Below are 15,944 nucleotides of genomic sequence, written 5' to 3' on the forward strand. Positions count from 1 at the left end.
ACGGATGGAGCCACCTCGTGCGCCGTGTCGTTTGTCCGGGCTCGTTCGACCCCGTCACCAATGGGCACCTCGACATCATCAGCCGGGCCTCCCGCCTCTTCGACGAGGTGGTCGTCGCCGTATTGATCAACAAGACCAAGCAGGGGCTCTTCACCATCGACGAGCGCATCGCGATGCTCGAAGAGGTCACCAGGGAGTACGGCAACGTCAAGATCGACAGCTGGCACGGCCTGCTCGTGGACTTCTGCCGGCAGAACGACATCCCCATGATCGTCAAGGGCCTGCGGGCGGTCAGCGACTACGAGTACGAGCTGCAGATGGCCCAGATGAACCACCGGATGGCGGGTGTGGAGACCATGTTCATGTCCACCAACCCCCTCTACTCCTACCTCTCCTCCAGCCTCATGAAGGAGATCGTGAAGTACGGCGGCGACGTGTCCGGCCTGATCCCCGACCTCGTCCACGAACGCCTCGTCGAACGCCTCCAAGAAGGCTGACAAGCGCGGCTTAGCCGCGGAGACTGGCAAGCGGAGCTTGTTCCGTTGGAAGGGTGGTTGGGTGGGGGCTGCGGGAAGGCTGGCAAGCGCAGCTTGGTCCGTTGAGAGGGTGGTTGGGTGGGGGCTGCGGGAAGGCGAGTTGGGTAGGCAGGCCTCCGTTCGGTACCCTGGGGAGTCGGCCAGGACCGACGGCCGCAATTCGCCATGCCTCACGAAAGCAGGATTCCGCTGTCTCGCCTCGATCCCAACGCGCCGCTCGTGCTCGACACCCGAGCTCTCAGCAGGCAACCCGGGTCGTCCCGCGAGCAGACCCTGACCGTGCCGGCACCGGAGGATTTCGGCGTCGAGATGGTGGGCGTGCCCGAGGGCGCCGAGCTCGAACTGGATCTCCGGTTCGAGTCGGTGCTGGAGGGCGTGCTCGTCACGGGCACGGCGTGGGTTCCCCTGGAGGGGGAGTGCGCGCGCTGCCTAGACCCGATCGCCTCGACCTTCGAGGCGGACTTCCAGGAGCTCTTCGTCTATCCTGACACCCGCTCCGGCGGGAACGCGGACGACGACGAGCTCCGCCTCGAGGACGATCTGATCGATCTCGAGCCGGTGCTCCGGGACGCGGTGCTGCTCGCACTGCCGCTGTCCCCGCTGTGCCGGGACGACTGTCCCGGCCTGTGCCCGGAGTGCGGGGTACGGCTGGCGGACGCCGGTCCGGACCACCATCATGACGTCGCCGACCCCCGGTGGGCGGCGCTGCAAGGCATCACAGACCTACGAGAACGAAAGCAGGAGGGCTGACCAGTGGCCGTCCCGAAGCGGAAGAAGTCGCGCAGCAACACGCGGCACCGGCGTGCGCAGTGGAAGACCGCGGCGCCGACCCTGGTCGAGTGCCCGACCTGCCGTGACCAGAAGCTGCCCCACACCGTGTGCGCGTCGTGCGGCACCTATGACCGGCGGCAGGTCGTCGCGCCGTCGGCTTGATCTTTGAGTCTCGGGGGGCGGCTTCGCGTGCAGGCGCGGCCGCCCCTCGAGGCGCTTGAACCGACCACATCGAACCGACCACCCGGCGAGTGACGTCGGCGCGTGCGACCGGCACCGGGTCGGCGCCCGAGGCCGTGGTGCACGCCGGGAATGATCAACCGGCGCGCACCTCGTCTTCGCGGACCCTCCCTCGTGCCGTGCTTCCGCGTCGGCACCGCCGTCACACGCCGTAGCGGCCACCACACCGAGTGGTATGAGCCCTGCGAGGAGGGCCTGTGACCGGCAAGACCCATGACCCCGCGCCGGATCGCGCGGAGCTGTCGCGTGCGCTGGGCGTCGAGATGACCCCCGAACTGCTCGAACGTGCGCTCACCCATCGTTCCTACGCGTACGAGAACGGCGGGCTGCCCACCAACGAGCGCCTGGAGTTCCTGGGCGACTCGGTGCTCGGCCTGGTGGTCACCGACACCCTGTTCCGTGACCATCCCGATCTCCCCGAGGGCCAGCTGGCCAAGCTGCGGGCCGCGGTGGTCAACATGCGCGCCCTCGCCGGAGTCGCGCGCGGGCTGGGCGTGGGCGCCCACATCCGCCTCGGCCGGGGCGAGGAGGGCACGGGCGGCCGTGACAAGGCCTCGATCCTCGCCGACACCCTGGAGGCGCTGATCGGCGCGGTGTATCTCGACCGCGGGCTGGAGGAGGCCTCCGCCCTGGTGCACCGGCTGTTCGACGCGCTGATCACCCGTTCCGCCGGGCTCGGCGCCGGGCTGGACTGGAAGACCTCGCTGCAGGAGCTGACGGCGGTGGAGGAGCTCGGCGTGCCCGAGTACCACGTCGCCGAGAGCGGCCCCGACCACCAGAAGACCTTCCGCGCCTCGGTGCGGGTGGGCGGCAGCACGTACGGCTCGGGCGAGGGACGCAGCAAGAAGGAGGCCGAGCAGCACGCCGCCGAGGCCGCCTGGAACGCCATCCGCGAGATCGTCGTGGCCCGCGAGGCCGGGGAGGCCGTGCGGGGCGCCGACGCACGCCCCAACGGGTTCAACGCGGAGGCGGCGGGAAACGCGGGCGACGCCGGTCCCACTGCTCAGCGGCCGTAACCTGGGTCCCATGGCTGACACCTCCCGGCTGCGTTACCGGATGATCACCGGTCCGGACGACGCTGAGTTCTGCAAGCGCATCAGCACGCTCCTCGACGAGGGATACGAGCTGTACGGCTCACCCACGATGGGTTTCGACGCCGCCCGCGAGCAGGTGATCGTCGGGCAGGCCCTCGTGCTCCCGGACGGGGGAGGGCGCACCGATGCCTGAGCTTCCCGAAGTCGAGGTCGTCCGCCGGGGACTGGAGAGCTGGGTGACCGGCCGGACGACCGACGTGGTCGAGGTCCTGCACCCGCGCGCCGTCCGGAGGCACACAGCGGGCGCCGACGACTTCGCCGGCCTCCTGACCGGCCGCACGATCGTCGCCCCGCGCCGCCGCGGCAAGTACATGTGGCTGCCCCTGACCGAGGCCGGGCAGCCAGAGGAAAGGCCCGTGGAGGCGCTCCTCGCGCACCTCGGGATGAGCGGTCAGCTTCTGGTGGGCGAGCCCGGCCGGGAACGCGAGAAACATCTGCGGGTCCGGATCACGTTCACCGACGGCGAGCACGACCTGCGTTTCGTCGACCAGCGGACGTTCGGGCACCTGATGATGACCGACCTGGTCCCCGACCCCCTCGTTCCCGACCCGCTCGCATCCGGCGACCTGGTGCCCGAGCCGATCGCGCACATCGCCGCCGACCCGCTGGAGGGCGCGTTCGACGACGACGCGTTCTTCCGCGCGGTGCGGCGCCGCCGCACGGGCATCAAGCGGGCGCTGCTCGACCAGTCGCTGATCAGCGGGGTCGGCAACATCTACGCTGACGAGGCGCTGTGGCAGGCGAAGCTGCACTGGGCACGGCCCACGGAGACGCTTACCCGCGCCGAGGTGTCCCGCGTCCTCACCGCCGCGCGAGAGGTCATGTCGGCGGCCCTCAACGTCGGCGGCACCTCGTTCGACAGCCTCTACGTCAACGTGAACGGGGAGAGCGGCTACTTCGACCGCTCGCTGGACGCCTACGGGCGCCGCGACGAACCGTGCCGCCGGTGCGGGTCCGCGATCCGGCGCGACGTGTTCATGAACCGCTCGTCGTACAGCTGCCCGGCATGCCAGCCGCGCCCGCGCCGGGCTCGCTACTAGGGCTGTGCTACCAGAGCCGTGCTACCAGGGACCTCGCCACCAGGAACGACGACCTACCACCAGGGGCCAACGATGGACGACGAGAGCGTACGGCTGACCGCCTGGGCCCGCGGTCGCGTCCAGGGCGTCGGCTTCCGCTGGTGGGTCCGGGCCCGGGCGCTGGAGCTCGGCCTGGTCGGCAGCGCGACCAACCTGCGGGACGGCAGGGTCGAGGTGGTGGCCGAAGGGCCCCGTTCGTCCTGTGAGCGATTGCTGGAGCTTCTGAGGGGTCCGGGTACCCCGGGACGGGTCGCGGGCGTCACCGAACGCTGGGGCGAGCCGCGCGGCGGGCTCCCCGGTTTCCAGGAGAGGTGACCGGGTAGGGTTTTCCGGTTTGTACCTGCTAAACTGGTGACGACAGGTTGTTACCGGCCTGTGATGTCCATCTTGACCAGGACACCGGCCGGTGCGACTCTAGACGATACGCGCACCAGCTTCATTTGCTCGTTGTGCGCGATCCCTGCTGGTTACTCAGCGTGGAGGACCCTTAGTCATGGCGAAGGCTCTACTCGGCCACGTCGGCGGTCCCGACCCCCGGATGGTCGCGGAGATGCGGCGTCTTCAGCGGCGTGTACGTGATCTGGAGGCCGAGCTCGTACGGCTTCAGGCAGAGAACGACGCGCTGGCAACGGCGCCGGACGACGACATCGTGTCGCTCGGAGTAAAGGATCGCGAACCGGCGCTGACCTAGTCGGCGTCTTCTCGGGCTGGAAGGGCGGAGTCAGGTCGCAAGCCGCAGCTTGCTCCACCGCCCCCCAGCCCTTTGTATTGCCCGGATCGTATTTGCCCGGACTTATATGCCCGGTGTCGCAACGTCTGATCTGGGCCCATCACCTCGCCCCCACTCTTCCGCCGGGCGGCTTGTCCGCTCCGGTTCTCCGGCGTCCGCCGTCACGCTCCGCGAACACATCGCTGAGCACACGGTCGTTGTCGTGGATTCGCCATCAAACTAGGCGGAAAAGGTCACATTGATCTTTTTCCGTACCCGCAGGTTAGAAGTTCCTTACCTGCGAGTACGGACGGGCGAGGAAAGCTCACGTGGTCATGCACCGCACGCGTCGTACGCGCGGCAGTCGCACACGGCAGTCCTACGCGTCATATGCGTCGGCCGTATGCGTCGTTTCACGGTAGCGGCACGCGTCGTGTGCGGCTGCGAGCGCCGTCTTGTGATCGTTTTGGTGTGCCCGGCATGTGTTTCGGGGGGTCACAGCGCACAAACGGGCAGATCATGGCACATTGGGAGGTGCGCGAAAGCGCAGCGTCCCGGAGCCCGGATGCCTTAGATGCCGGGTCCCCAGGGCCCTGACCGGTATCGTTCGACACGCTCCCAGGCGTATCACCGGGCGCGACAGGGGGCTGGCCCTCCTGGGCACAAGAGGAACAGGCCGTGGTTCGGGGATGGCCTTACCCTGCATGATCCCCTGGAGGAGGACACAGGCGCGTGTATTTGAAGAGCCTGACGCTGCGCGGCTTCAAGTCCTTCGCGTCCTCGACCACGCTGAAGTTCGAGCCGGGCATCACCTGTGTCGTCGGGCCCAACGGATCCGGCAAGTCCAACGTGGTCGACGCGCTGTCCTGGGTGATGGGTGAGCAGGGCGCCAAGTCGCTGCGCGGCGGCAAGATGGAGGACGTCATCTTCGCCGGCACCGCGACCCGGCCGCCGCTGGGCCGCGCGGAGGTCGTGCTCACCATCGACAACACCGACGGCGCCCTGCCGATCGACTACTCCGAGGTGACGATCAGCCGGCTGATGTTCCGGTCGGGGCAGAGCGAATACGCGATCAACGGCGACTCCTGCCGTCTGCTCGACATCCAGGAGCTCCTCTCGGACTCCGGCATCGGCCGTGAGATGCACGTCATCATCGGCCAGGGCCAGCTCGACCGCGTGCTGCACTCGGGGCCCGAGGGGCGGCGGGCCGTCATCGAAGAGGCAGCCGGCGTCCTCAAGCACCGCAAGCGCAAGGAGAAGGCGCTCCGCAAGCTGGACGCGATGCAGGCCAACCTTACGCGTGTGCAAGATCTCACCGGAGAGCTGCGCAGGCAGCTGAAGCCGCTCGGCAAGCAGGCCGAGATCGCTCGCCGGGCCGCCGTCATCCAGGCCGATCTGCGCGACGCGCGGCTGCGGCTGCTGGCCGACGATCTGATGACGCTGACGACCAAGCTCGACCAGGAGGCCGCGGACGAGGCGGCCATCCGGGAGCGCCGGGCCGAGACCGAGCGTGCCCTGGCCGGTGCGCAGGAGCGCGAGGCCGGTCTGGAGGCCGAGGAGGCCGCCGAGGCGCCCAAGCTGGCGCAGGTGCAGGACACCTGGTTCCAGCTGTCGGCGTTGAAAGAGCGGCTGCGCGGCATCGCCGACCTGGCCGCCGAACGGCATCGCAACGCCGCCGAGGCACGCGAGGAGGAGCGGCGCGGGCGCGACCCCGAGGACATGGAGCGCGAGGCGGTCGCCGTCCGCGAGCAGGAAGAGATGCTCCGCGCCGCCCTGGAGGAGGCCCAGGAAGGGCTCGCCGGTGCCGTGGAAGAACGATCCATCGCCGAGGACGCGCTCACGCAGGAGGAACGCCGCCTGCAGTCGGCCGCCCGGGCTGCCGCCGACCGCCGTGAGGAGCTGGCGCGGCTGCGCGGCCGGGTGGACGCGCTGCGCAGCAAGGCGCAGGCGGGCGAGTCGGAGATCGGGCGTCTCGCCGAGGCCCGGACCGAGGCCGAGCAGCGTGCCGGGGCTGCGCAGGCCGAGTTCGAGGCGTACGAGGCAGAGGTCATCGAGGATCCGGAGCTCGCCGCCGAGCACGAGGTGGCCCAGGAGAGTCTCGCCGTCGCCAAGGAGGCGGTCGAGGCCGCCCGTACCGGTGTGGAGGGGCCGCGTGAGGAGCTGAAGCGGGGGCGGGCCGCCGTCGCCGCCGCCCGCACCGCGGACCAGGCAGCGCAGAAGAGCGTCGCCGCGCTCCAGGCGCGGATCGAGGCGCTCAATCTGACCCTCGCGAGCGCCGCCGACGGGGGAGAGGCCCTGCTTTCGGCGGGCACCGACGGATCCCTGGAAGGCGTGCTGGGCACGGTCGCCTCGCTGCTGACCGTACGGCCCGGATACGAGACGGCGATCGCGGCGGCACTGGGCAACGCGGCCGAGGCCATCGCGGTGGGCTCGGTCGACACGGCCGAGGCCGCCCTGGCGTTGCTGCGCGCACGTAACGCAGGGCGTGCGGGTGTACTGGTGGGCGGCGGGCCAGATGGCACGATCCCCCGGGTAACGGGAGTCGACTACGCGATCGACGCGGTGACCGTCCCCGACGTCGTACAGCCCGCGCTGGAGCACCTGCTCCGCGATGTCGCGGTGGTGGACGATCTGGCGGCGGCGGGTGAGCTCGTCCGGCGGGAGCCGGGGCTGCGCGCGGTGACCCGGGACGGCGACCTGTTCGGTGCGCACTGGGCCCTGGGCGGGGCCGCGGGCGGCGGGCAGAGCCTGCTGCAGATGCGGGCGACGCTCGACCAGGCCACCCAGGATCTTGCCGCCGCCGAGACCGGTGCCGAACGCGGCGCCGAGGAACTGGCCGCGGCGATCGAGGCCGAGCAGACGGCGCAGGCCGCGCTGGACGCCGCGCAGTCCGCCGTCAACCAGGCGCAGTCGGGCGTCAACCAGGCCCAGTCCGAGCTTGACCGGGTGCGGGCCAGGCTGCGCGAGTTCGAGGCGAAGGCGGCCCAGGAGGCCAAGCACGCGGCACGGCTGGAGGCGGGCGTGCGCGCCGCGCGCGGCGAGGTCGAACGGCTCACCAAGGCGCTCGACGCCGCCAACGAGTCGCTCGAACGGGACGTCCACGCGGCCGAGGAACTGGCCGTCCGGCTCGCCGAGTCAGAGGAGGCCGCCGAGGTCGCCGATGACATGGGCAACGAGACCGACGCCAGGGACGAGCTCGACGAGCGCTGCCGCAACCTGCGCGCCGTCGAGATGGAGGCCCGGCTGTCGGTGCGGACCGCCGAGGAGCGGGTCCAGGCCATCGCCGGCCGCGCCGACGCCCTCGAACGCGGCGCGCGCCGCGAGCGCGAGGAGCGCGCCCGAGCGGCCCGGCGGCGGGCGCGGCGCGAACGCCAGGCCAAGATCGCCGAAGCCGTGCTCAAGGGGTCGCGGACCGCGCTGGACCGGATCGAGCTCTCGCTCGCGGCGGCGGTCGCCCAGCGGGAGGCCGCCGAGCGGGCGCGCGCCGCGCGCGACGCCGAGCTCAAGGTGGTGCGGTCGCAGGTACGGGAGCTGTCCGGCACGCTGGAACGCCTGGTCAACGTGGTGCACGGCAGCGAGGTCGCGCGGGCCGAGCAGCGCCTGCGGCTGGAGCAGCTCGAACAGCGCGCGCTGGAGGAGTTCGGGCTGGAGGTCGAGGCGCTGGTGTCGGAGTACGGCCCGGAGGTGCTCGTGCCGCCCGGGCCCGAGGCCGCAGAGGACGCACAGCCCGTTCCCTACAAGCGGGTCGAGCAGGAAAAGCGCGCCAAGGCCGCCGAACGCCAGCTCAACCAGTTGGGCAGGGTCAACCCGCTGGCGTTGGAGGAGTTCGCGGCACTGGAGGAGCGGCACGCGTTCCTGACCTCGCAGCTGGAGGACCTCAAGAAGACGCGGCGCGACCTGCTGACCGTGGTCAAGGAGGTCGACGACCGGGTCCAGCAGGTGTTCGCCGCCGCCTACGACGACACCGCGCGGGAGTTCGAGCGGATCTTCGCGCGGCTGTTCCCGGGCGGCGAGGGCAGCCTCTCGCTCACCGAGCCGGAGGACATGCTCGCGACCGGCGTCGAGGTCTCGGCACGGCCGCCGGGCAAGAAGGTCAAGCGGCTGTCGCTGCTCTCCGGCGGTGAGCGGTCGCTGGTCGCGATCGCGTTCCTGGTCGCGGTGTTCAAGGCGCGGCCGTCGCCGTTCTACGTGCTCGACGAGGTCGAGGCGGCGCTGGACGACACCAACACGCAGCGGCTCCTGAGGGTGTTCGAGGAGCTGCGCGAGTCGTCCCAGCTGATCATCATCACCCACCAGAAGCGCACGATGGAGGGCGCCGACGCGTTGTACGGCGTCAGCATGCGCGGCGACGGCGTCACCCAGGTCGTGAGCCAGCGGATGCGGGAGCACGAGACCGTCTGACGGCGGCCTTCGCGCGACCTGACTGCGGCCTCGGCGTGGCCTGACGGCGGCATCCGCGTGACCTGAGGGCGCGGCCTTCGCACGACCGGACGCCCGTCAGCTGTTGTGCGGCGCCAGCGTCGGGGTGAACGTGTAGCCCCGCACCGCCGCACGAGCGCACGGGGTCTGGAGGACATGGCGCGTGCTCTGCGGGCTCAGCTTGGCCGTGTCGATGCCGACGCACATCCCCTTCGAACGGGTGGCGGCGGGCGACAGCCGGAAGACGGGCGTCGTGGCCTGCTGCTCGCCGGGAGCCAGTTCGAGGACGAACCGCTGGCGTATCTCTCTCCTGTCGCAGGGCTTCACGTGCAGGCGGGCGCCCTCCTCCCGGGAGGCGAGAGTGGTGCACCAGAAGGCCGTGGGGCTCGTCCGGACCTTGATGAGATAGGTCCGGACGTCGATCGACTGGAGCCAGATGCGTTGCAGCTTGTCCTCTGCGTCGCATCTGTGCTGCGACAGGGTTGGTTCGCCCTCGTTGTCCTGGAGGACGGCGACGCAGTCACCGTGCGGCTCGCCGGTGACCGGCTTGACCGTGTACCAGCCATCCGGAGGCGGGGTCGGCGCCGGAGCCGGAGCCGGGCTCGTGGGGGCGGGCTTGCCGGAGCCGGGGTTCCGGTTCGCGGCGACCACCAGCGACACAATGATCACGACGATGGTGAAGAACGCGGGAGCGGCCACCAGGAGCGACACCGTGCGCCCGTTGGGTCCCTTGCCGGAGCTGGGGCGGGGGGCATGCGTGGCGCGTCGTTTACCTGGCATCGGGGTGTTCTCTGGCGGGCACGGGTCAGGAGGGGTTGCTGCTACTCGTCGGGGTCTTGACCGGGGTGAAGATGTAACCGACCACGCCGGCCTGACCGCAGTTGGTATGGACCGTGTGCGCGGTGGCGGGGTGATCGACCTTGACGCCGACGCACATCCCGTTCTGCCGCGTGGACGACGCCTGCAGCCGGTAGATCTGGCGCCCGTGAGCGGTCGAGCCCGTCGCCGACAGCGTGAAGCTCTGCAGCGGATCGCCGGACACACAGGGACGCAGCAGGATGCGGGCACCGGGCTCGCGTGCGGCGAGCGTCGCACACCAGATCTTGTCCCACATGTTGAACGCCTGGATCACGGTGGTGCCGCCGCCGAAGGGCTGGAGCCGCACACGCTGGAGCGGATCCTCGGGCGCGCAGCGGTCCTGGCCCACGTTCGGCTCGTACGAGTCGTCGGGGAGCATCGACAGGCAGTCGTCCATCTCCGACTGCGCCGTGACCATCGGGTTGGTCACGTACCAGCCGTCCTTCGGCGGGGGGATCGCCGGCGGCCCGGCGGCCTTGGTCGTCCCGGCCTTGCGTTCCGGATCGTTGCCGGCCGCCGCGTAGAGGGACACCGCGACCACCGCGATCGTGATGAGGGCGGGCGTGGCGACAAGGAGCGAGGCCGAGCGGCGGCCGCCGGGGCGCGGGACGGCGCGACGGTGCCCGCGGCGTCCGGCGTTCACGGGCAGGCGGGGCTGTGTGTCCGACGGCTCCGCGCGTTCGTGTTGAGCCGCGGGCTCGTACTGAGCCGCGGGCTCGTGTTGAGTCGCGGGCTCGGTCCCGACGCGCTCGCGGGCGCGGATCCACGCCTCGCGCGCCTCGTCCGTACACCCGCAGGCGGTCACGAACGCCGCGACGAGCTCCGGGCGGGGCAGAACGTCGCCTCCGAGGAGGCCGCCGAGGCCACCGGGGACCAGGATGCCGACCGCGAGGAGCCGCGTTTCCAGCTCCGGCAGCGACAACCCCGACCAGGCATGGAGCCGTCGCATCTGAGACAGGAACTCGGCAGCTGTTCCCACCTCGCCGGGTTGCGGAGCCACGGTGCTCGCGGTCACTCTCTCTTCCCCTAAAGATCAGCGAGTGCCAGTGGAGGCATCGTAGCGATCCTTTAGGCGAAAGTAACTATTGTTCCCCCTGGGGGTAGCGGGACGTTACTTCACGACCTTCCACCTTCCGCCGAACCGCTGCAACGTGAAGGTCGGCTGAGGCGACAGGAAGTATCCGTGGTCGTACTGCAGCCCGAGGGACGGGATGACGGCCTCCGTCGGCTTGGTGAGCTTGCCGCCTGTCACCCTGATCTCCCAGAGAGCCTGACGTTCCCGCGGCCGCAGGTCGTGGGGCCCGTCTCGCATCCCCTTCGTGCAGTCGCCGCGCAGCGGCCCCTTCTTCTTCGTGGCGAACGGCCCGCGCAGGTCGACGTATCGGCATGCCGATACGTCGCCGTGCGCGTGCCCGCGCAGGACCGCCTGCAGGGCCGTCCGCGCCCCCTTGATGCCTGCCATGTCAGGTGAGCTGCCGGGACCCCACAAGGGCGGCCTTGTGAATCGGGGTCGTACGGAGGAAACAGGCGTTTCGGGGGAGTTGGGCGTGGCCGGACCGTCCTCGCCGTACATGACGACGGCGAAGGTCCCCAGGAGCGCCACGCAGAGGAGCCCGCCGGCGCAGAGGATCAGCAGTCGTTTCACGAACCCCTCACGGGGGTGAACGTGAAACCCTGAACGCCTGCCCGGAAACACGAGGTATGCACGGCGTGGACCGTACCGGGCTTGGCGGGGTCGACGCCCACGCACATCCCGTTCGCGTGCGTCAGCGCGGGCAGCATCCGGAAGATCGCCGTGCCGTTCACCGGCGGCGGGGCGATCGGCTCGAACGTGAACCGCTGACGCTCATCGCCCGGAAAGCACTGCTTGAGATGCAGCCTCGCCCGGTCCTGGCCCCCGTCGAGCGTGACGCATCTGGGTTTCTCGTTCGGGGCCGCCTGGCCCTTCAGCACATGACCGCCCTTGGGCAGGGACTCGAGGCGGAAGTGCTCGGTCTGGTCCTCCTGGTCGCAGACATGTTGCGAGAGCGTCGGCCGCAGCGCGTCGTCGTTCATGATCGACAGGCAGTTGACGGTGGGCTCGCCGGTCACGGGGCTGAGCATGTAGAGCCCGTCCTTGGGAGGCAAGGCGGTCTTTGCCCGCTGTGTCCTGGACGCCTTGCCGGCCTCCCTGCCCTCGCCGTCCGCGCTGTTCACCAGCGCGAAGACCACTGCCGCCGCCGTGATCAGCGACACCGTCGCGGCCTGCGGCGAGATGGGGGCGCGCCGTCGCCGCGCCACCACCGGGAACTCGCCGGAGGCCCGGTGCCGTCCCGCCCGCGCCGGAGCGGCCACCACCGGCAGCTCGCCGGTCGAACGATGCCTTCCCGCAACGCGGGGCTCCCGGCCAATGCGCCGTTCGGCCGATGCCCGCCGTTCGCCGGACGAGCGCTGCATCGGATGCTCGGGTGTCGATTGTGGCGGTTCCTGCATCGGATGCTCGGATGTCGGTTGCGGTGGCTTCCGCGCCGGATGCTCTTGTGCCGGTTGCGGTGGCTTCTGCATCGGATGCCCCTGCGCCGGTTGCGGCCGCTCCTGCACCGGGTGCGCCGCGGGAGGCCGGGCGATCACCGGTCGGGCGATCATGGGGCGGGTGTCCGTGGGTCTGGGGCGCGCCTTGGAGACAGGGCCGGCAACTCGGACGTCTCCGGGCTCGACATCCGGAGAAGGGGGCGCCGAGCGTACGGCGGACAAGCGGGCGTGGGCCTCCAGCCAGCGCGCGCGGACCTCGGGGACACAACCGCAGGCGACAAGGAACGCCCCGAGCGTTTCCTCGCGAGGCAACAGATCGCCGGACAACAGGGCTGCCAGGCCACCAGGAACGAGCACGCTACCCGGGTCGCGGACTCTGGCTTCCAGTTCCTCCATTGAGAGGCCGGACCACAACTGGAGCTTGCGCATCGACGTGACGAACTCGGCGGGCGTGCGGGCACCATCCGGCTGGGGCATGGTCCGCCGCGTGCCGTCGGGAACGCCTGTTTTCGCGGGCATCGTAGGGACCTCCGGGTTAAATGTGGCTAGTGTTCGCTGTGCGGCGGTTGTGTGGAATCACGGCGTTTCCCGTCCAGTGCCGCGTTTCGAGAGGGATCCTGAGATGGTCGGCGACGAGGGGTTGCCCGGCGGGACGATGCGGAGCTCCCTCGAGACCCGCATCGGCCTGACATTCGTCCTGCTCATGCAGGTGCGGGTGCTGGTCGTCGGTATCACCGTGCTGATCAACAACGAGGTCCGGGGCAACTTCAAGGGGCTGTGGGTCCTGGCCGTGGCCGCGCTCGTGTCCGGCGTGGCGCTGATGGGCTGGGAACGGCTCGTCCCCCGGCTGTTCGACCAGCCGGCACTGCTCGCGTTCGACGTGCTCATCGGGTACGCCGTGCTCGCGGTGGGCGGGATCATCGGGCCGTACTTCCTGGTCACCATCGTGGCCGCGGGCCTCGCAGGCCTGCTGTACCGCTGGCCGGCCGTGCTCCTCCTGTGCGCACAGCAGACGGTGCTCTACTACGTCGCGCTGGGCCAGCAGGTGGAGCAGGTAAGGGCCGTGGGGCTGCCGCTGCTGCTGGCGATGCCCTCGTTCTACGTCATCAGTGCGCTGGTCGGGGTTGTGCTGCGCCGGCTGTACCACGAGCAGGCCGAGACCGAAGAGGCACGCTGGCAGTCGGAGGCGCTGGCGCTCGCCGCGGCGGAACGTTCCCGCCTGGCCAGGGAGATGCACGACTCGCTGACCGGCACCCTGTCGGGGATCGCGCTGGCGTCGACCGGGCTGCCCGCCTGGATCCGCAAGTCGCCCGAACGAGCCGAGGTGGAGGCGCAGCGCATCGCCGCCGCAGCCCAGGTCGCGGCTCGGCAGGCGCGGGAGCTCATCGCCGAGTTGCGCGATGACGCCGTGCAACACCCGCTGGGCGTCGCGGTCAACGAGATCGCCGCCGAGTGGGAACGGTCCGCCGGCATCCCGGTGCGCACCCGCGTCCAGGACGGCGTCGACCTGCCGCTGAGCGCACGGCACGAGACGCTGGCGATCGTCAAAGAGGCGCTGGAGAACGTGAGCCGGCACGCGGGGGCGTCCAGCGTCGAGATCAGCGTGGTCGGGGACCGGGACCTGCTGGAGGTCTGTGTGCGCGACGACGGCCACGGCCTGTCCATCCGCCCGGGCGGCGAAGGCTGGCTGGACGCGCTCAGCGGTGCGGGTCACTACGGCCTCCTTGGCATGCACGAACGGGCACGGCGGGCCGGGGGCGAGCTGATCGTGGACTCGTTGCCGGGGGCGGGCACCGGGATCACGGTGCGTTTCGCGGGGGAGGACGCGGCCGGTGGGCGCGCCGCGCTGACGAGGAGGAGGGATCGATGAACGGCCACCCTGCGTTCCCCGGAGGACCGGCCCCCCACGGGACGACACCACCAGGCGGCGGCGAACCGCGACCAGATGGCGGCGGCGGGTCGGGGCCGGGCGGGTCGTATCGCGTGCTGGTCGTGGACGACAACCAGTTCATCCGTTCCGGCCTTGTCATGGCGCTTGAGACCAGCGACGACATCGAGGTGGTCGGCGAGGCCGGCGACGGCGGCCAGGCCATCGAGATGGCCCGGCGCCTGCTGCCGGACGTGACGCTGCTCGACGTCCGGATGCCGCACGTGGACGGGGTGGACGCCGTCGAGGCGCTGAGCACGCTCAGCCGGGTCATCATGCTCACCCAGGTCGAGGACCCCGATGTGGTGCTCACGGCGGTGCGCAGGGGGGCCGTCGGCTATCTCGTGCACAACTCGTTCACGATCGAGGAGCTCGCCGCGGCCATCCGCGAGACCGTCCTGCACCGGGCCCACCCCCTCTCACAGGTCGCGTCCGCCGCCCTGATCGAGGCCACCCGGACGGGACAGGCCGCCCCGCCACCGGCCGACCCGGCCGGTCACAGGTCGCGTTTCGGCCTTTCCGCCCGCGAAATCGAAGTCATGGACCTCATCATTCAGGGACATGCGAACTCTGACATCGCGGCCAAGCTATTTCTGACGGAGAAAACCGTCAAGAACTACATCAACCGGATATATGCCAAGCTGGGCGTGCCCAATCGGGCCACGGCCATCGTGACCTGGCTCGGAATGCCACCAGGCGGCTGACCGGTGATGCCGGGTTGAGGCCCCCGCGGGCGCGCGGTTAGGGCCCTAGGGCCCTAGGGGCCCGGCCCCCCTCCTCGATATCTTCAACCCCGAAGAAATCGACATTTGGCACCCACGTGGACGGGTCGCCATAATTCCCCCCGTGCTCGGAGGTTGTCCATGCAATTCACCCATCGTCATAGGGCGGCCATTCTGGCGACGACCGCGGTCGCGGTTGCGACAACGGTGTCCGCCACGCTGCTGAACGACGGGACGGCAGGTGCCATACCGAGCAGCAGCACGTCGGCCGTGGGCGTCGGCGACCGGGCGGCCGGCACGCCAGGCCCCGGCGCACCGGGCGTCGGCGAGCAGGGCATCGCGCCGGGCGAGCCGGACCCGGCCGGTGGCGGCGCGGAGGCCGCGGGCTACCCGACTGCTGCGAAGCGGTACAAGTGGGGAAGGCCGATCGCCTGGGACGAGTTCGGCGGCAGAAGGCTCAACCTGCGTGACTGGTCCCCGGAGAACGCCAACAGCGAGCACGGCAAGCGCCGCCCGTCGGCCATCACCGTGCGCAACGGCATCATGAAGATCACCGGGCGGAAGGACGGGACCACCGGCGCGATCGGGTGGCGCCGCGGTGCCCGCAAGTGGGGCCGCTGGGAGGCCCGCATCCGGATCAACCGCGCGTGCGCCTGCTACAACGCCAACCTGCTTCTGTGGCCGACCACCGGCAAGCCGTGGGACGGCGGCGGCGAGGTCGACTGGATGGAGACCTACGGCGACAACGGCATGCGCTCGAGGACCTCGTTCTTCCTCCACTACGGCCGGGGGGCGCGACCGACGACGATCTCGAGGCAGGTGCGGACGGACCTCAGGAAGTGGCACACGTTCGCGATCCAGTGGAACTCGCGCAGCATCACCGGCTACATCGACGGCAAGGTCTGGTTCCACTCGAACAAGCGGCAGGCGCTCCCGCCGCGCGCGATGGGCCAGTCGATCCAACTCGACTTCTTCCCGAAGTTGCGCCCGACGACGTCACGCGGCGTCAAGCGCTGGTACCCGGCGACGCTGGAGGTCGACTGGATCAGGATGTACCGCCCCTGACCCCGTCACCGCC

The 15,944-nt window shown here is 70.4% G+C and carries 16 protein-coding genes; 12 read left to right on the forward strand and 4 right to left on the reverse strand.

All coding sequences use genetic code 11. The features are described from left to right. The first annotated feature begins 17 nt into the window (after window positions 1-17). The 9 genes from coaD to smc all read left to right on the forward strand — a co-directional run bounded on the left by coaD (window position 18) and on the right by smc (window position 8,830). On the forward strand, window positions 18-497 hold the full coding sequence (gene coaD / locus ACH34W_RS34165) for a pantetheine-phosphate adenylyltransferase (protein WP_395965275.1): 480 nt from the start codon (window positions 18-20) through the stop codon (window positions 495-497). A 204-nt stretch (window positions 498-701) separates the two neighbouring features. Continuing rightward, window positions 702-1,286, forward strand: coding sequence for a YceD family protein (locus tag ACH34W_RS34170; RefSeq protein ID WP_395965276.1), 585 nt, complete (start codon window positions 702-704; stop codon window positions 1,284-1,286). A gap of 3 nt (window positions 1,287-1,289) precedes the next feature. After that, window positions 1,290-1,469 (forward strand): 50S ribosomal protein L32, encoded by a 180-nt coding sequence (gene rpmF, locus ACH34W_RS34175; protein ID WP_344536842.1) that lies wholly within the window; start codon window positions 1,290-1,292, stop codon window positions 1,467-1,469. A gap of 341 nt (window positions 1,470-1,810) precedes the next feature. Next, window positions 1,811-2,563 (forward strand): ribonuclease III, encoded by a 753-nt coding sequence (rnc, locus tag ACH34W_RS34180; RefSeq protein ID WP_395965472.1) that lies wholly within the window; start codon window positions 1,811-1,813, stop codon window positions 2,561-2,563. Window positions 2,564-2,573: 10 nt separating this feature from the next. Then, the gene (locus ACH34W_RS34185) at window positions 2,574-2,774 is read left to right on the forward strand and encodes a DUF1737 domain-containing protein (protein WP_395965277.1); all 201 of its coding nucleotides are present in this window, start codon (window positions 2,574-2,576) and stop codon (window positions 2,772-2,774) included. After that, window positions 2,767-3,681 carry a bifunctional DNA-formamidopyrimidine glycosylase/DNA-(apurinic or apyrimidinic site) lyase gene (gene mutM, locus ACH34W_RS34190; RefSeq protein ID WP_395965278.1) on the forward strand — a complete coding sequence of 305 codons (915 nt, stop codon included), beginning with the start codon at window positions 2,767-2,769 and terminating at the stop codon, window positions 3,679-3,681. The genes ACH34W_RS34185 and mutM overlap by 8 nt, the downstream gene beginning before the upstream one ends. Before the next feature lie 72 nt (window positions 3,682-3,753). Then, window positions 3,754-4,035 carry an acylphosphatase gene (locus tag ACH34W_RS34195; protein ID WP_395965279.1) on the forward strand — a complete coding sequence of 94 codons (282 nt, stop codon included), beginning with the start codon at window positions 3,754-3,756 and terminating at the stop codon, window positions 4,033-4,035. A gap of 178 nt (window positions 4,036-4,213) precedes the next feature. After that, entirely contained in the window at window positions 4,214-4,411 is a 198-nt protein-coding gene (locus ACH34W_RS34200) for a hypothetical protein (protein WP_151571373.1), read from the forward strand. Window positions 4,412-5,161: 750 nt separating this feature from the next. After that, complete coding sequence (smc, locus tag ACH34W_RS34205) at window positions 5,162-8,830, forward strand: chromosome segregation protein SMC (RefSeq protein ID WP_395965280.1); 3,669 nt, start codon at window positions 5,162-5,164, stop codon at window positions 8,828-8,830. Window positions 8,831-8,926: 96 nt separating this feature from the next. Here smc and ACH34W_RS34210 read toward each other — a convergent pair whose 3' ends face one another. From ACH34W_RS34210 to ACH34W_RS34225, 4 genes are all read right to left on the reverse strand, one after another. Further along, window positions 8,927-9,628: a hypothetical protein gene (locus tag ACH34W_RS34210; protein WP_395965281.1), complete on the reverse strand. Its 702-nt coding sequence runs from the start codon at window positions 9,626-9,628 to the stop codon at window positions 8,927-8,929. 25 nt (window positions 9,629-9,653) lie between these two features. Beyond that, entirely contained in the window at window positions 9,654-10,721 is a 1,068-nt protein-coding gene (locus tag ACH34W_RS34215; RefSeq protein ID WP_395965282.1) for a hypothetical protein, read from the reverse strand. A 96-nt stretch (window positions 10,722-10,817) separates the two neighbouring features. Next, window positions 10,818-11,351 (reverse strand): hypothetical protein, encoded by a 534-nt coding sequence (locus ACH34W_RS34220; RefSeq protein ID WP_395965283.1) that lies wholly within the window; start codon window positions 11,349-11,351, stop codon window positions 10,818-10,820. Continuing rightward, a complete protein-coding gene (locus ACH34W_RS34225) occupies window positions 11,348-12,736 on the reverse strand; it encodes a hypothetical protein (protein ID WP_395965284.1) in 1,389 nt (462 codons plus the stop codon). The genes ACH34W_RS34220 and ACH34W_RS34225 overlap by 4 nt, the downstream gene beginning before the upstream one ends. A 103-nt stretch (window positions 12,737-12,839) precedes the next feature. Here ACH34W_RS34225 and ACH34W_RS34230 point away from each other — a divergent pair, with 103 nt between their 5' ends. The 3 genes from ACH34W_RS34230 to ACH34W_RS34240 all read left to right on the forward strand — a co-directional run bounded on the left by ACH34W_RS34230 (window position 12,840) and on the right by ACH34W_RS34240 (window position 15,931). After that, window positions 12,840-14,087 carry a sensor histidine kinase gene (locus ACH34W_RS34230; protein ID WP_395965285.1) on the forward strand — a complete coding sequence of 416 codons (1,248 nt, stop codon included), beginning with the start codon at window positions 12,840-12,842 and terminating at the stop codon, window positions 14,085-14,087. After that, complete coding sequence (locus ACH34W_RS34235; RefSeq protein WP_395965286.1) at window positions 14,084-14,848, forward strand: response regulator; 765 nt, start codon at window positions 14,084-14,086, stop codon at window positions 14,846-14,848. The genes ACH34W_RS34230 and ACH34W_RS34235 overlap by 4 nt, the downstream gene beginning before the upstream one ends. A 159-nt stretch (window positions 14,849-15,007) precedes the next feature. Then, window positions 15,008-15,931 (forward strand): glycoside hydrolase family 16 protein, encoded by a 924-nt coding sequence (locus ACH34W_RS34240; protein WP_395965287.1) that lies wholly within the window; start codon window positions 15,008-15,010, stop codon window positions 15,929-15,931. The last annotated feature ends 13 nt before the right edge of the window (window positions 15,932-15,944 follow it).

This window comes from Actinomadura sp. 6N118 (assembly GCF_044326415.1).
Taxonomy (GTDB): domain Bacteria; phylum Actinomycetota; class Actinomycetes; order Streptosporangiales; family Streptosporangiaceae; genus Spirillospora.

Bases quoted from the DNA above. Each gene is read 5' to 3' on its own strand.
- ACH34W_RS34170 (WP_395965276.1), top strand. From the start codon at position 702: ATGCCTCACGAAAGCAGGATTCCGCTGTCTCGCCTCGATCCCAACGCG.
- rnc (WP_395965472.1), top strand. From the start codon at position 1,811: ATGACCCCCGAACTGCTCGAACGTGCGCTCACCCATCGTTCCTACGCG.
- ACH34W_RS34185 (WP_395965277.1), top strand. From the start codon at position 2,574: ATGGCTGACACCTCCCGGCTGCGTTACCGGATGATCACCGGTCCGGAC.
- mutM (WP_395965278.1), top strand. From the start codon at position 2,767: ATGCCTGAGCTTCCCGAAGTCGAGGTCGTCCGCCGGGGACTGGAGAGC.
- ACH34W_RS34195 (WP_395965279.1), top strand. From the start codon at position 3,754: ATGGACGACGAGAGCGTACGGCTGACCGCCTGGGCCCGCGGTCGCGTC.
- ACH34W_RS34200 (WP_151571373.1), top strand. From the start codon at position 4,214: ATGGCGAAGGCTCTACTCGGCCACGTCGGCGGTCCCGACCCCCGGATG.
- ACH34W_RS34210 (WP_395965281.1), bottom strand. From the start codon at position 9,628: ATGCCAGGTAAACGACGCGCCACGCATGCCCCCCGCCCCAGCTCCGGC.
- ACH34W_RS34225 (WP_395965284.1), bottom strand. From the start codon at position 12,736: ATGCCCGCGAAAACAGGCGTTCCCGACGGCACGCGGCGGACCATGCCC.
- ACH34W_RS34230 (WP_395965285.1), top strand. From the start codon at position 12,840: ATGGTCGGCGACGAGGGGTTGCCCGGCGGGACGATGCGGAGCTCCCTC.
- ACH34W_RS34235 (WP_395965286.1), top strand. From the start codon at position 14,084: ATGAACGGCCACCCTGCGTTCCCCGGAGGACCGGCCCCCCACGGGACG.
- ACH34W_RS34240 (WP_395965287.1), top strand. From the start codon at position 15,008: ATGCAATTCACCCATCGTCATAGGGCGGCCATTCTGGCGACGACCGCG.